The sequence below is a fragment of the Flavihumibacter cheonanensis genome (assembly GCF_022352215.1).
Classification (GTDB): domain Bacteria; phylum Bacteroidota; class Bacteroidia; order Chitinophagales; family Chitinophagaceae; genus Flavihumibacter; species Flavihumibacter cheonanensis.
On the sequence record NZ_JAKRWF010000001.1, the window covers coordinates 1,340,077 to 1,353,444 of the forward strand.

A 13,368-nucleotide genomic window follows, 5' to 3' on the forward strand; every position below is an offset into this window, starting at 1 on the left:
ACTAGTGAACCGTCAGTGAACTGCTATGCACCGACTAAAGGATACTTCCAGACATCTGAATTGGGCCTTTCTTTCCTCTATTGTCCTTTCTTCCCCTCCTCCTTTTTCCCCTCCTCCTTTCCTCCTTTCTTCCCTTCCTCCTTTCCCCCATCTTCCCTTCCTCCCTTCCTCCTTTCCTCCATTTTCCCCGCCATCCTTCCCGCGGCCCGGAGCTGCTGGTGAATTATCCATTCCAGCTGCCCGTTCACACTGCGGAATTCATCTGCGGCCCATTTCTCCAGGAGTTTATACACATCGGCATCCAGGCGTAGTATGAAATTCTTTTTATCTGCCACAATGGTTTATTTCATTGAATTATTGATACAGTGTTCCGGTATTTAAGATGGGCGTTGCGGCCTTTTCTGCGCACAATACTACCATCAGATTGCTGACCATAGCAGCCTTTTTCTCTTCATCCAGGTGTACGATCTCCTTTTTGGACAACTGCTCCAGTGCGAGTTCCACCATTCCCACAGCTCCTTCCACAATTTTGGTACGAGCCGCCACAATTGCGGTGGCCTGCTGACGCTGCAACATGGCACCGGCTATCTCCTGCGCATAAGCAAGGTGGCTGATACGCGCCTCAATAATCTGAATTCCTGCAGGTGCCAATCGATCTGATAATTCTTTCTCCAACAACTCGTTCACTTTTTCACCACCACCTCTCAGGGTAATAGATGCATTTTCATCTTCAAACTGATCATAAGGGAAACTGGTGGCCAGGTGACGAATCGCCGCCTCACTTTGCACTTTTACATACTGCTCGTAATCCTCCACCTCAAAAGCAGCTTTATAGGTATCAGCAACCCGCCAAACAATTACAGCCGCAATTTCAATAGGGTTACCCATACTGTCATTCACTTTCAGACGAGAACTCTCCAGGTTCTCGGCCCTTAAAGAAATCTTCTGTTTGGTGTAGAGGGGATTTACAAACAACAAGCCATTCTCCTTAGCAGTACCTACATATTTACCAAAAAACGTCAACACCCTGGAATGATTGGGAGAAATCACAATCAGTCCCGCCGAGAGGAAAATCCCCGATAGCGATAAAATCACTCCACCTGTAATCATCCAGCCATTCCCATGGCTATTCGCGAACAGGGCAATACTTACTGCTAATAATACCAGCGTAAGAATTAAGGTTAAATAACCTGACATCGGTTTAATGATCTTTTCCATATTGTTATGATATTATAGTGATATCAAATTTAAATCATAATACACATCTTTCAAAATTTCTTTATCATTTATTTGTGAACCAGATCAGGTATTTTTCAGTTAATTTTTTCAACCTATTGTTGAGTTTATGCGGATTTCTTATTGGTTTCGTTCCCTGATGGTATTAGTTCTGCTCTTCGCCCAGTTTTCCCTAATGGCCGGGAAAGTGGATACCCTGAGTTTGTATAGTCCGGCTATGAAAAAGGACATGAAATTCATAGTAGTCCAGCCGGTTACCAAAGCACCCGAAAAGGGATTCCCGGTTTTGTACCTCTTGCACGGCATGGGTGGAAGCTATAATTTATGGATCACCAAAGTGCCGGAGTTGCAGGCTGCTGCTGACCGTTTTAACTGCCTGATTGTTTGTCCGGATGGTGGACGAACCACCCTCTATTTCAACAATCCGCTGGATAGTTCCTACCGGTTTGAATCACACTTTATCAAGGAACTCATCCCCTATATTGATAAAAATTACCCCACAGCCAATGACCGACGGTTTCGGGCAGTAGCCGGACTCAGTATGGGAGGGTTTGGTGCCTTGTTTATGGCATCCCATTATCCGGAATTGTTCGCGGCTGCAGGCAGTATGAGTGGAGCATTAATGGTGGATCCCATCGCCAAATCAATCATTGCCAGGGCGGGAGATAAATCAGTAGATACCAGTTGTTGTCAAATCAATTGGAATAAATTAAAGGAATTCAATGCCGGTGATACCACCTTAAAGGAAACGGTTGCCTTAACGCTGGAATGTGGAACAGATGATTATCTGCTGATGGCAAACCGGTCTGCCCGCAAACGGCTGGCAGAAATGGAAATCGCGCATGATTATACCGAACGCCCGGGCAGGCATAACTGGGAGTATTGGCAGAATGCGATCGATTATCAACTCCTCTTCTTCAGAAAACGTTGGGATAAGCTTACACAACAGGATCAATAACCAACAGATCCGTCTCTTACTCTAACCTTTTTCTTGCCAGCATTTTTCTTCTCAAATTCCAGTACTTCCTTTGGCTTTGGAACTTTTTTTGCTCCCATAGAAAGCGTATCTGTACCAAGAGTTGAAGGATTGTTGTTTTTCTCGATCTTACCTAAGGTATAGGTCTCGGTTTTGACAATCAGTCCGCTTGCCGGATCAAAATAATTCCAGGTTCCGTGTTTTACGGAGGCCCCTTCATTTTTTACAATTACCTGTTTGAAATTGCCGGGTAAGAGAACATCTTCCACATCAATTGTATCGTATACTTTATCCGGATTGAAAGCTCTCCAGGATTCTTCCCGGAATACATTTCCGGCATTGTTAAAGTACTGCGCCTTCCCATCTAGGAAGCCCCAGCGATAATTTTCAATCGCCATCAGATCACCCATCAGGCTGTATTTGCGCCACATGCCTTCTTTGCGATCATCTACATATTCCCCTTCTTCTTCAAACCCTCTTTCTCCCCGAATGGTTTCATACCGATGTACCCAGGGCCCCTGTTTTCTGCCCTGGAGGTCCACTTTGTTCAGGGTATCACCCTTCACACCAATGATATAATCCTTCCACTGGGCTGCAGCAGGTAAGGAAATCAGCAGGGATATGATCAAAATCCAACGCATTGTTGTTATGTTTGATTTTAACTAAAACGCAAACTCGACTGCCATGGTATTTTCAGGCTCTCTTATCCGTCCCAATAAATATGCCGGAATCCTCTGTCTTTTCCTGGCTCTACAAAGCTATGCACAAATCCGCCCAACCAGTGGCGATGAACGTCTTAAAGCTTTGCAAAAGCGGCAGGAGGCCAGGAACAACAGCCCGTTAAGGGACATCTCTTTCCGGAATGTGGGACCAGCCATCATGGGCGGACGGGTAGTTGACTTGGAAGTGAACCCTGAGGATCCGACTGAATTCTACCTGGCGTATGCCACTGGCGGACTCTGGCATACAAAGAACAACGGACTCTCCTTTACACCTATTTTTGACCAGGAAATGGTTATCGGGATTGGAGATATCGCCATAAACTGGAACAGTCCAAAACGAACCATCTGGTTGGGCACAGGCGAAGTGAACAGCAGTCGCTCTACCTATGCCGGCATTGGGATGTATAAATCATCTGATAATGGAGCTAGCTGGACATATCTCGGTCTTGCTGACTCACATCACATCGGAGAAGTGGTGTTGCATCCAACCGATAGCCTGACTGCCTGGGTGGCGGTAATGGGACATTTATACAGTCCGAATAAGGAACGCGGCATTTATAAAACTACGGATGGCGGCAAAAGCTGGAAGCAGACCTTATACATAGATGAAACCACCGGTGCCATCGACCTTCAACTCAATCCGCAGCAGCCGGATGAACTCTATGCAGCTATGTGGTACAGAACCCGCTCTGCCTGGAATTTTGAAGAAAGTGGTAAAACCAGTGGTATATATAAATCTACGGATGGTGGTACGAACTGGCAGCTTATCAGTGGTGAGGGATCCGGATTTGTAACAGGTGCGGGAACCGGAAGAATTGGATTGGGCGTATATCCGAAACAACCCAGTATAGTGTATGCAGTAGTAGACAACCAGGATGCCCGTGAAGTAGTGGTAAAAAAAGACAACGATTCTACCTATCAGCTGGCAGCCTTGAAGAACCTTGATAAAGCTGGCTTTCAACAACTGGACAGCAGTCGGCTTAAAAAATTCCTAAGCACGAACCGCGTACCAGCAGAATATACTGTTGAACGTTTGAAGCGGATGGTAGCCATGGACTCTATTGCTCCAACTGCACTGTATAATTTTCTGTTTGTTGACGATGGCTTCCAGAATAAATCGGTGAAGGGATGTGAAGTGTATCGTTCGGAAGATGGAGGTAAGAGCTGGACAAAAACCAACCTGAAGCCAATTGACAATTACAGCAGTTATGGTTATTATTTTGGGAAGATCTATGTATCGCCTTCCAATCCGGAGCGTGTTTTTATTCTTGGAATTGATCTGATGGTATCAGAAGATGGAGGTAAATCATTTGTATCAATTGATAAGCCCAACGTGCATTCGGATCATCATGCCTTATGGATCAATCCGCGTAAGGATGATCACATCATCAATGGTAATGACGGAGGCTGTAATATCAGTTATGACCGCGGTGTGGAATGGTTCAAGGTTCAGGCGCCATCTGTTGGTCAGTATTATGCCATCGCAGTAGACAAAGCAAAGCCCTATAACATTTATGGAGGCTTGCAGGACAATGGCAGCTGGTATGGCCCATCCAATCACAAAGAGAATACCTACTGGACGGAAAGGGGTGAGTATGCGTACAAGCGCATTGGTGGAGGAGATGGTATGCAGGCCCAGGTAGATACCAGGACCAACCAGGTCGTATATACAGGTTCTCAATTTGGATTTTATACCCGGATCAACCTCGCTACCCGCGAACGCAAAATGATTCGTCCGCTTCATAAAATGGGAGAATATCCCTTGCGTTTTAATTGGCAAACGCCCATCTTACTAAGTTCTCACAACCAGGATATCCTGTATTATGGATCCAGTAAATTTCATCGTTCACTGAATCGTGGGGAAGAGCTGCAAACCATGAGTGCAGATCTTACCAATGGGGCTAAAACTGGCGATGTGCCATTTGGAACCATCACCACTATTTCAGAATCACCGCTGCGTTTCGGATTGCTCTATATCGGCACGGATGATGGGAATGTGCAGGTGAGTAAGGATGGGGGTAATAGCTGGACGAAAGTTGGTCAGCCTGCAAAGAAGCAACCGGGACTGCCACAGGGATTGTATGTATCGAGAGTAGTTGCGAGCAAGTGGAAGGAAGGCCGGGTGTATGTAACGCTGAACGGTTATCGCAATGATCATTTTACAGCGTATATCTATGTGAGTGAGGATTATGGTCAGAACTGGAAGCAACTGGGCATGAACCTGCCAGCTGAGCCAGTAAACGTTCTTAGGGAAGATCCAAAAGAAAAAGGCATTTTATATGCAGGAACAGATGGAGGATTGTATGCCAGCCTGGATAATGGCACCAGCTTTCATGCCTTCACCAAAGATATACCGGCAGCAATTCCTGTACATGACCTGGCCATACAGGAAGAGGCGAATGAACTGGTAGTAGGAACTCATGGCAGAAGCATTTATATCTGCTCACTCAGCGGCATTCAAAAACTGGTGTCTGCGGATGCAAAAAAATAATCAGGGTAAGAAAAACTGAAGGGCTAATTCATAGCCTTTCAGTCCCAACCCGGCAATCGTACCTTTTGCTTTGGCACTGATATGGGAAAGTTTTCTGAAGTCCTCACGGGCATGCACATTGCTTATATGCACTTCAATCACCGGGCTGGTAATGGCCGCGATGGTATCACCGAGGGCAACAGAAGTATGGGTATAACCGCCAGGGTTCAGGATAATGCCATCCACTGAAAAACCCAGGCGCTGAAGTTCATCAATTAATTCTCCTTCTACATTGGATTGAAAATAACTAATGCTAATGGCGGGATATTTTGCCTGCAGGCTTTGAAGGAAACTTTCAAAATCCTGCGAGCCGTAGATACCGGGTTCGCGTTTTCCCAGCAGATTGAGATTGGGTCCGTTTAGGATGGCAATATTCATAATTCAGTTCGCTAACAATAAGGAATATACGAAAAGACTGATACGTTTTCCATTTTTGATTTCACACTCACGTAGCAACCCCTCTTTTTGAAAACCTGCTTTTTCAAGGAGCCGGCAACTGGCCAGGTTTTCAGATTCAACAGTAGCTTCCAGCCGGTGCAGATTAAATAAGGTTTGCAATTGCTGCAGGAAAACAGGAAGCACTTTTCGAAGTATTCCTTTACCCTGGTATTCTGGTAACAGCCAGAAGCCGATTTCCATCTTTTCATGCTGGGGTTGATAGTCATAACCGGCAAGCACACCAACAGGCAGTTGGTTCAACCCATCAACAATCTTCCAGGCAGCACCACGCTCCTCTTTAACCAGGTTTTCATAGAAATCCATTTGTTCTGCAGTAGCCTCCAATGAATCGTATGAAACTCCATAGAATCGAATAACGGCAGGATCACTCAGTCCTTTGAATACAAAAGGCTGATCGGCTCTGACAATAGGTTCCAGTAAAAAGTCGCCTGCTTTACAAGCACTGAGCTGCAGCATGCATTAAAACTACGAATTAATTCTTCGAAGCTTTAATCATACCGATGAACTCATCAAACAGGTAACGACTGTCATGAGGTCCCGGGGTGCTTTCCGGATGGTATTGAACCGAAAAAGCAGGTTTGCCTTTAACGCGGATACCTTCAATGGAATGGTCATTCAGGTTCACATGCGTGATCTCGATATGATCGGCCTTTTTCACTGCTTCCGGATCCACACCAAAGCCATGGTTCTGGGTAGTGATTTCACATTTACCTGTAATCAAATTTTTAACCGGGTGATTCAAACCACGATGACCATGGTGCATTTTAAAGGTCGGGATACCGTTGGCAAGGGCCAGGAGTTGGTGCCCCAGGCAGATACCGAACATGGGTTTATTTGTTTCAAGAATCGATTTTACAGTAGTAACCGCATAGTCCATGGGTGCAGGGTCACCAGGACCATTACTGATAAAATATCCATCGGGAGCAAACTGCTGTAGTTCTTCGAAAGAAGTTTTGGCAGGGTATACGCGAACAAAAGCCCCGCGGTCTACCATACACTGCAGGATATGTTTCTTCACACCGTAATCGAGAACAGCAATCCGCAGGTCACTGTTAGGATCACCCATTTCGTAAGGTTCAGTAGTGCTAACTACACTTGCCAGTTCGAGGCCATCCATGGAAGGCACCTGGCTCAGTTGTTTCTTTAATTCTTCCACATCAAAGATCTCTGAAGAAATGATGCAGTTCATGGCACCTTCTGTACGCACTTTAGCAGTGAGCGCGCGGGTATCCACTCCTTCTATAGCAACAATATTATTCTCTTTGAGGTATTCATCCAGGGAACCTTTTGCAAGGCGGCGACTGAAATGTTCTTCGAGGTTACGGCTGACAATACCACGCACTTTTACAGAACCGGATTCTACATCTTCATCCTTAACGCCATAGTTACCAATATGCACAGAGTTCATTATAATCACCTGGCCATAGTAACTGGGGTCTGTAAACACTTCCTGATAACCTGTCATACCCGTATTAAAACAAAGTTCACCGGTAGTGGTACCAATTTTACCAAATGCCTTACCATGGTGAACCGAGCCATCCTGCAGAACGAGGATAGCTTTTTGTTGAGGAGTTTGTTGCATGTGTATTGGGAAAAAGTTTTGCAAATATCCGTAAAAAAAAGGCAGAATGGAAAAACCATTCTGCCCATTATTGAGAATCAATCATTCATCCTTATTCAGCCGCTTTTTCAGGGGTTGATTCAGCGGGCGTTTCAGTGGCTTCTGCAGCAGGAGCTTCAGCTTTTGCCTCAGCCGCTTTTTTACCACCACGACGAGTTCTCTTAGCCGGTTCAGCTTTCGCTTCAGCGGTTTTACCGTATACTTCATTGAAGTCTACGAGTTCGATCATAGCCTGCTCAGCATTATCACCAGGACGTGCGCCCAGTTTGATGATACGGGTGTAACCACCGGGGCGACCACCAACTTTTTCAGCGATGGTGCTGAAGAGTTCAGTAACTGCTTCTTTATTCTGCAGGTAACTGAAAACTACACGACGATTGTGGGTATCATTTGATTTAGCCTTTGTGATCAGTGGCTCGATGAACACGCGCAGTGCCTTGGCTTTAGCCAGGGTAGTCACAATACGCTTGTGCTCGATCAGGTTGATACTAAGGTTAGCCAGCAGGGCTTCTCTATGGGCTTTCTTACGACCCAGGTTGTTGATTTTGTCTCCGTGACGCATGACTTGTTGTTTTACGGCTGCACCGTGTCAGGAATTGCAGCCTGATTATTGTGAAAGGTGAAAAGTGAAAGGTGAAAAAAACATCCCGAAATCACTAGTTCATCTACTTCACATCGAATATTACTTCTTACTTCTTACTTCAAAATTCTTACTTCCTTAGTCTTCCTTGTCGATTCCCAGTTTTGCCAGGTCCATACCGAAGCTAAGGCCACGCTCATGTAACACCTGCTCAATTTCAGCCAGCGATTTTTGACCGAAATTGCGGAATTTCATGAGGTCTTCCTGCTCGTACTGAACCAGTTCGCTAAGGGAATTGATCTTGGCAGCTTTCAGGCAGTTGAATGCACGAACGCTGAGGTCGAGATCTTCCAGTGGAGTCTTCAGCACTTTGCGCAGTTGCAGAGTCTGTTCGTCTACCAGGTCTTCTTTTTTCTCTTCCTTGTTATCGAAGGTGATGTTCTCATCGGTGATGATCATCAGGTGCTGAATCAGGATACGGGAAGCCTGCTTCACTGCCTCTTCAGGGTGAATGGTTCCGTCAGTAGCCACATCCATGATCAGTTTTTCGAAATCGGTTCTCTGTTCAACCCGGGTATTCTCAACGCTGTATTTTACGTTTTTGATGGGGGTATAAATAGAGTCGATCGGAATATAACCAAGAGGAGCATCTTTCAGCTTGTTTTCTTCTGCAGGAACATAACCGCGGCCTTTACCGATGGTCAGTTCAATCTCCAGTTTCGCGGAAGGATCCATGGTACAAATCAGGAGTTCCGGATTCATGATCTGGAAGCTCTGGGTACCGTCCTGGATCATACCGGCAGTAAACTCGCTTTTTCCTTTAATATGAAGAACAACCTTCTCGTTGGTAACTTCTGTGTCAACCACCTTCTTAAAACGAACCTGCTTCAGGTTCAGAATGATATCTGTCAGATCTTCTGTAACCCCTTTGATGGTAGCAAATTCATGTTCAGCCCCTTCAATTCTGATACCCACGATCGCAAAACCTTCCAGAGAGCTGAGCAGTACCCGGCGAAGGGCGTTACCAATGGTTACACCATAACCTGGCTCTAAGGGACGGAATTCGAATTGTGCTTCAAAATCATTTGCTTTCTGCAAAACGATTTTGTCGGGTTTCTGAAAGTTTAAAATGGCCATTTGTATGTTCGATTTACGTTTTGTATGGGTTATTTATTCGACACTATTACTTAGAGTACAATTCCACGATCAGTTGCTCCTTAATGTTTTCAGGAACACTTTCCCTTTCAGGATACGTGATGAAAGTACCAGTCATAGTAGTCTCATTCCAGTCGATCCAGCTAAACTTCTGATTCTTACCACGAACCTGGCTGGTCAGACCTGTTTTTTCGTCTGATCCGGGTTTGAAGGTAATGATATCTCCAGCTTTCAGTTGGAAAGAAGGTACGTTTACCACTTCACCATTTACCATGATGTGTTTGTGGCTAACCAGCTGGCGGGCAGCAGGACGGGAAGGTGCAATACCCATACGGAAAACCGTATTATCGAGGCGAGCTTCCAGTAATTTAATCAGGTTTTCACCAGTAACACCTTTACGGCGGGAAGCCTCTTCAAAGGTTTTACGGAATTGCTTCTCCAGTACGCCATAAGTGTACTTGGCTTTTTGTTTTTCGCGCAGCTGCAGTGCGTATTCACCCAGGCTCTTACGCTTTCGGGCAGCACCATGCTGACCGGGAGGATTGCTGTTCTTGTTCAGCCATTTCCCATTACCGAGAATGGGCTCACCGAAGATTCTTGAAATTTTGGTCTTTGGACCAGTGTAACGTGCCATATCAACTTGATTTTTTAGTTGCGATGTACAATCGGTAAAAATCTTAAAATAAATTGTACACCCATGTTAGAAAATACAAAATCCGAAACCCAAAGCCGGTCGGGCCTTGGGTTTCGGTATATAAAAACATTTATACGCGGCGCTTTTTCGGAGGACGACAACCGTTGTGTGGTAACGGAGTAACGTCTTTGATCATTACCACTTCGATACCCGACTGACTCAGGGAGCGGATAGCTCCTTCGCGGCCGGAACCGGGACCTTTCACGAATACGTCAACACGCTTCAAACCGGCATCCAGAGCGGTTTTGGCGGCATCAGCAGCAGCCATCTGGGCGGCATAGGGAGTGTTCTTTTTAGAACCCTTGAAACCCATTTTACCGGCAGAAGACCATGAAATAACCTGACCATTTTTGTTTGTCAGTGAGATAATGATGTTGTTGAAAGTGGCTGAAATATGAGCATCACCATATGCATCCACCTTCACTACTCTTTTTTTGGCAGCGGCTTTTGCGCTGTTTTGTTGTTTTGCCATTACTTAGATAATGAGGTAATCTTTAAAAAATTCTTCCTGGTTCACCTGAGCCAGGACGGCACCGCTCCTCCCCCTCCTAAGACCGGATCCGGATGCGGTAGCTCTATGTCTTACTTCTTAGGAGCTTTTTTCTTACCAGCAACTGTTCTACGCTTTCCTTTACGGGTGCGGCTGTTCGTTTTGGTACGCTGACCACGAAGCGGCAACCCTTTACGGTGACGTAAACCACGGTAACAGGCGATATCAAGCAAACGCTTGATGCTCATCTGAACCTCAGAACGCAACTGGCCTTCTACTTTCAGTTCATCGGTAATGAAGTTACGGATAGCCGCTAATTCATCATCGTTCCACTCATGCACTTTCTTGTCATGACTGATTCCAGCCTGATCAAGAATTTGCTTGGCGGTAGAACGACCGATTCCGAAGATGTAGGTCAGGCCTATTTCGCCTCTTTTGTTTTTTGGTAAGTCAACACCGGCAATACGAGCCATAATCTGATTCTATTTTCAATTTTACAAATGACTGACAAATGCAAAGCTGGGATTAACCTTGTCTCTGCTTGTAACGGGGGTTCTTCTTGTTAATCACATACAGCCTTCCCTTCCGACGCACTATTTTGCAATCGGCGCTGCGCTTTTTGATGGATGCACGAACTTTCATGATGCTTATGTTATTTATATCTAAAAATAATCCTGCCTCTTGTCAAATCGTACGGACTCATCTCCACACCTACCTTATCACCAGGCAGAATCCGGATATAGTGCATTCTCATTTTTCCTGAAATAGTTGCCAGAATTTCGTGTTCATTCTGAAGCTTCACTTTGAACATCGCGTTCGAAAGTGCTTCCACAATAATTCCATCCTGTTTAATGAGTGCTTGTTTTGCCATACAGATTTTGGGAGCGCAAAGATAGTATTAATATTAGTTAAAATGAAAAAAATGGGGAAAAATCCACAATTTGTTGAAAAACAGCAGGAAAAAGGGAGAAATGGGGGAATGGAAGAGGGAGAAATGGAGCATTGGACATCGGATGCCCTTTCTTCCATTCCTCCCTCTTCCATTCCTCCGTCTTCCTTACCTCCCCAACTCCACCTTCGTCATATCATAATAATGATTCTGGAGTTCGTGCACGAAGAGTGGCTGCTTGATATGGCGGCGGTCTTCGCGGTACCAGATTTCAAAATCCTGGAAACCATCTTTTTCTGTCATCAGGATCCGGAAAGGGCCTTTTTTATACTTGATCCAGCCATCGCCCGGAATCTCTTTCTCAAATCCAAATTTCGTCAGTTGATGCTCGTCCAGAGGAATCGGACGAAGTTCTTCCGGTTTAAACCAAAAATCCTGCACCTCGGTCTGAACACAGACCTCCTTGTCTTCCCTGTTTACTTCATTTACGATTCCTTCCCATAATTCCCCCTCATATTCCGCCAGCACATAATCTCCTGGTTTGATTTGATTGAATTTGATCATATGGCAGATAATTTAGGAGTAATATAAGGAAAAAGTGAGACGTGAAACGTGAGATGTGAGACGAAATTTCACAAATCCATACCCCGTATCCCCTCTTCCTTCCTCCATTCTTCCCTCCTCCCCGTCTCACGTCTCACGTCTGACGTCTCACGTTTGACGTCTCACGTTTGACGTCTCACATCCATGCTCACTCCGCCCAACTCATCGTATACCCCAAATTCTCTATTTCAAGAGCGGTTTTGGTAAGCTGGAGGGGATGGAAGGTGTCCACCATCACAGCCAGTTCCCCGGTTTCCTTTTTACCGATGCTTTTTTCAACAGCTCCGGGGTGCGGGCCATGTGGGATCCCGGCAGGATGCAGGGTGATCATCCCCCTGGTAACATTTTTTCGGCTCATAAAATCGCCGTCTACATAATACAGCAGTTCATCCGAATCAATATTACTGTGGTTATAAGGCGCGGGTATAGCCTCAGGATGATAATCGTACAAACGTGGTACAAATGAACATACCACAAAATTGTGTGCTTCAAAAGTCTGGTGAACCGGTGGAGGCTGGTGTACCCGTCCGGTTATGGGTTCAAAATCGTGGATACTGAAAATGAAAGGATAACAACAACCATCCCAACCCACCACATCAAAGGGATGATGCCCGTAATGCAATCCATACAGCACCCCTTTCTTTTTGGCTTTGATCAGGAAATCACCTGCTTCATCAATGGTCACCAGGTCCTGGGGCGGCCGGATATCGCGCTCACAAAAAGGTGAATGTTCAAGCAATTGACCATATTTGGACAAATACCGCTTGGGATAATGTATCGGACTAAAGGACTCGACAATAAACAGCCTGTTGTCGGTTGTGGCAAAATCAATCTGATAAATAGTACCCCGCGGCAGCAGGATATAATCGCCATAAGAAAAAGGCAGTTTGCCATATTGGGTCAGCACCACGCCGGAACCTTCATGCACAAAAATCAGTTCATCAGCATCCGTATTCTTGAAAAAATAATCGGTTGTGCCTTTCCTGGGCGCAGCCAGTACGATATGGCAATCATTGTTTATCAGGATGGCTTTCCGGCTTTCCAGGTAATCATCCGCAGGAGGAATTTTAAATCCTTCAAAACTGCGATGCTGCAGCATTTTTTCTTCCGCTATTTCAGGCATAACCGAAACCGGCGGATCAGTACGGATGATCTGGGTTGGCGGATGACAATGATATAAGATGGAATAATCGTTGGAGAATCCTTCCGTTGAAAAAAGTTGCTCCGAATAGAGGGTTCCATCCGGCTTTCTATACTGTGTATGACGTTTGTGGGGAATATTTCCCAGTGTATGATAATGTGGCATAAATCAATTTTAAAGTTGAATAATCAGCTGGCAGGATAGATTAGTTTTTATCCATAGCCAGACTCGCCAGCAGGAAAATAAATTTCCAGCGACGCTTATCAATCCAC

Annotated in this window: 17 protein-coding genes; 2 read left to right on the plus strand and 15 right to left on the minus strand. The window is 45.3% G+C overall.

Annotated elements, in window-relative coordinates:
• Positions 1 to 77 precede the first annotated feature (77 nt).
• Together MD536_RS05930 and MD536_RS05935 are read right to left on the minus strand one after the other, a co-directional pair.
• A complete protein-coding gene (locus MD536_RS05930; RefSeq protein ID WP_239596706.1) occupies positions 78 to 335 on the minus strand; it encodes a type II toxin-antitoxin system antitoxin in 258 nt (85 codons plus the stop codon).
• Between the two features lie 19 nt (positions 336 to 354).
• Positions 355 to 1,218 (minus strand): SPFH domain-containing protein, encoded by an 864-nt coding sequence (locus tag MD536_RS05935; protein ID WP_239596708.1) that lies wholly within the window; start codon positions 1,216 to 1,218, stop codon positions 355 to 357.
• A 127-nt stretch (positions 1,219 to 1,345) separates the two neighbouring features.
• Here MD536_RS05935 and MD536_RS05940 point away from each other — a divergent pair, with 127 nt between their 5' ends.
• Positions 1,346 to 2,194 carry an alpha/beta hydrolase gene (locus MD536_RS05940; protein ID WP_239596709.1) on the plus strand — a complete coding sequence of 283 codons (849 nt, stop codon included), beginning with the start codon at positions 1,346 to 1,348 and terminating at the stop codon, positions 2,192 to 2,194.
• On the opposite strand, the gene MD536_RS05945 is transcribed toward MD536_RS05940, so the two are convergent.
• Entirely contained in the window at positions 2,188 to 2,853 is a 666-nt protein-coding gene (locus tag MD536_RS05945) for a toxin-antitoxin system YwqK family antitoxin (protein ID WP_239596711.1), read from the minus strand. The genes MD536_RS05940 and MD536_RS05945 overlap by 7 nt on opposite strands.
• A gap of 43 nt (positions 2,854 to 2,896) precedes the next feature.
• On the opposite strand from MD536_RS05945, the gene MD536_RS05950 reads away from it, so the two are divergent.
• Positions 2,897 to 5,425, plus strand: a complete 2,529-nt coding sequence (locus MD536_RS05950; protein WP_239596712.1) for a VPS10 domain-containing protein — start codon at positions 2,897 to 2,899, stop codon at positions 5,423 to 5,425.
• On the opposite strand, the gene aroQ is transcribed toward MD536_RS05950, so the two are convergent.
• The 12 genes from aroQ to MD536_RS06010 all read right to left on the minus strand — a co-directional run bounded on the left by aroQ (position 5,426) and on the right by MD536_RS06010 (position 13,261).
• Positions 5,426 to 5,842: a type II 3-dehydroquinate dehydratase gene (gene aroQ, locus MD536_RS05955; RefSeq protein ID WP_239596714.1), complete on the minus strand. Its 417-nt coding sequence runs from the start codon at positions 5,840 to 5,842 to the stop codon at positions 5,426 to 5,428. It abuts the gene before it with no gap.
• Positions 5,843 to 5,845: 3 nt separating this feature from the next.
• Positions 5,846 to 6,379: a GNAT family N-acetyltransferase gene (locus MD536_RS05960; protein ID WP_239596716.1), complete on the minus strand. Its 534-nt coding sequence runs from the start codon at positions 6,377 to 6,379 to the stop codon at positions 5,846 to 5,848.
• Positions 6,380 to 6,395: 16 nt separating this feature from the next.
• On the minus strand, positions 6,396 to 7,505 hold the full coding sequence (gene carA, locus MD536_RS05965) for a glutamine-hydrolyzing carbamoyl-phosphate synthase small subunit (RefSeq protein WP_239596717.1): 1,110 nt from the start codon (positions 7,503 to 7,505) through the stop codon (positions 6,396 to 6,398).
• 91 nt (positions 7,506 to 7,596) lie between these two features.
• Positions 7,597 to 8,106 carry a 50S ribosomal protein L17 gene (rplQ, locus tag MD536_RS05970; RefSeq protein ID WP_239596719.1) on the minus strand — a complete coding sequence of 170 codons (510 nt, stop codon included), beginning with the start codon at positions 8,104 to 8,106 and terminating at the stop codon, positions 7,597 to 7,599.
• 156 nt (positions 8,107 to 8,262) lie between these two features.
• Complete coding sequence (locus MD536_RS05975; protein WP_239596721.1) at positions 8,263 to 9,261, minus strand: DNA-directed RNA polymerase subunit alpha; 999 nt, start codon at positions 9,259 to 9,261, stop codon at positions 8,263 to 8,265.
• Between the two features lie 46 nt (positions 9,262 to 9,307).
• A complete protein-coding gene (rpsD, locus tag MD536_RS05980; RefSeq protein WP_239596723.1) occupies positions 9,308 to 9,913 on the minus strand; it encodes a 30S ribosomal protein S4 in 606 nt (201 codons plus the stop codon).
• Between the two features lie 130 nt (positions 9,914 to 10,043).
• A complete protein-coding gene (rpsK, locus tag MD536_RS05985; protein WP_234863968.1) occupies positions 10,044 to 10,445 on the minus strand; it encodes a 30S ribosomal protein S11 in 402 nt (133 codons plus the stop codon).
• A 110-nt stretch (positions 10,446 to 10,555) separates the two neighbouring features.
• Positions 10,556 to 10,936 (minus strand): 30S ribosomal protein S13, encoded by a 381-nt coding sequence (gene rpsM, locus MD536_RS05990; protein ID WP_234863969.1) that lies wholly within the window; start codon positions 10,934 to 10,936, stop codon positions 10,556 to 10,558.
• A gap of 52 nt (positions 10,937 to 10,988) precedes the next feature.
• On the minus strand, positions 10,989 to 11,105 hold the full coding sequence (gene ykgO / locus MD536_RS05995) for a type B 50S ribosomal protein L36 (RefSeq protein ID WP_014220631.1): 117 nt from the start codon (positions 11,103 to 11,105) through the stop codon (positions 10,989 to 10,991).
• Positions 11,106 to 11,115: 10 nt separating this feature from the next.
• On the minus strand, positions 11,116 to 11,334 hold the full coding sequence (infA, locus tag MD536_RS06000) for a translation initiation factor IF-1 (protein WP_234863970.1): 219 nt from the start codon (positions 11,332 to 11,334) through the stop codon (positions 11,116 to 11,118).
• A 186-nt stretch (positions 11,335 to 11,520) separates the two neighbouring features.
• On the minus strand, positions 11,521 to 11,916 hold the full coding sequence (locus tag MD536_RS06005) for a hypothetical protein (RefSeq protein WP_239596725.1): 396 nt from the start codon (positions 11,914 to 11,916) through the stop codon (positions 11,521 to 11,523).
• Between the two features lie 187 nt (positions 11,917 to 12,103).
• Positions 12,104 to 13,261, minus strand: coding sequence for a homogentisate 1,2-dioxygenase (locus tag MD536_RS06010; protein WP_239596727.1), 1,158 nt, complete (start codon positions 13,259 to 13,261; stop codon positions 12,104 to 12,106).
• Positions 13,262 to 13,368: the final 107 nt, after the last annotated feature.

What these genes read in the sequence shown, in the direction of transcription:
- rpsM (WP_234863969.1), bottom strand. Translation starts at nt 10,936, where the DNA reads ATGGCTCGTATTGCCGGTGTTGACTTACCAAAAAACAAAAGAGGCGAA.
- ykgO (WP_014220631.1), bottom strand. Translation starts at nt 11,105, where the DNA reads ATGAAAGTTCGTGCATCCATCAAAAAGCGCAGCGCCGATTGCAAAATA.
- infA (WP_234863970.1), bottom strand. Translation starts at nt 11,334, where the DNA reads ATGGCAAAACAAGCACTCATTAAACAGGATGGAATTATTGTGGAAGCA.
- rplQ (WP_239596719.1), bottom strand. Translation starts at nt 8,106, where the DNA reads ATGCGTCACGGAGACAAAATCAACAACCTGGGTCGTAAGAAAGCCCAT.
- MD536_RS05935 (WP_239596708.1), bottom strand. Translation starts at nt 1,218, where the DNA reads ATGGAAAAGATCATTAAACCGATGTCAGGTTATTTAACCTTAATTCTT.
- MD536_RS05945 (WP_239596711.1), bottom strand. Translation starts at nt 2,853, where the DNA reads ATGCGTTGGATTTTGATCATATCCCTGCTGATTTCCTTACCTGCTGCA.
- MD536_RS05940 (WP_239596709.1), top strand. Translation starts at nt 1,346, where the DNA reads ATGCGGATTTCTTATTGGTTTCGTTCCCTGATGGTATTAGTTCTGCTC.
- aroQ (WP_239596714.1), bottom strand. Translation starts at nt 5,842, where the DNA reads ATGAATATTGCCATCCTAAACGGACCCAATCTCAATCTGCTGGGAAAA.
- MD536_RS05975 (WP_239596721.1), bottom strand. Translation starts at nt 9,261, where the DNA reads ATGGCCATTTTAAACTTTCAGAAACCCGACAAAATCGTTTTGCAGAAA.
- rpsD (WP_239596723.1), bottom strand. Translation starts at nt 9,913, where the DNA reads ATGGCACGTTACACTGGTCCAAAGACCAAAATTTCAAGAATCTTCGGT.
- MD536_RS05960 (WP_239596716.1), bottom strand. Translation starts at nt 6,379, where the DNA reads ATGCTGCAGCTCAGTGCTTGTAAAGCAGGCGACTTTTTACTGGAACCT.
- rpsK (WP_234863968.1), bottom strand. Translation starts at nt 10,445, where the DNA reads ATGGCAAAACAACAAAACAGCGCAAAAGCCGCTGCCAAAAAAAGAGTA.
- MD536_RS06005 (WP_239596725.1), bottom strand. Translation starts at nt 11,916, where the DNA reads ATGATCAAATTCAATCAAATCAAACCAGGAGATTATGTGCTGGCGGAA.
- MD536_RS05950 (WP_239596712.1), top strand. Translation starts at nt 2,897, where the DNA reads ATGGTATTTTCAGGCTCTCTTATCCGTCCCAATAAATATGCCGGAATC.
- carA (WP_239596717.1), bottom strand. Translation starts at nt 7,505, where the DNA reads ATGCAACAAACTCCTCAACAAAAAGCTATCCTCGTTCTGCAGGATGGC.
- MD536_RS06010 (WP_239596727.1), bottom strand. Translation starts at nt 13,261, where the DNA reads ATGCCACATTATCATACACTGGGAAATATTCCCCACAAACGTCATACA.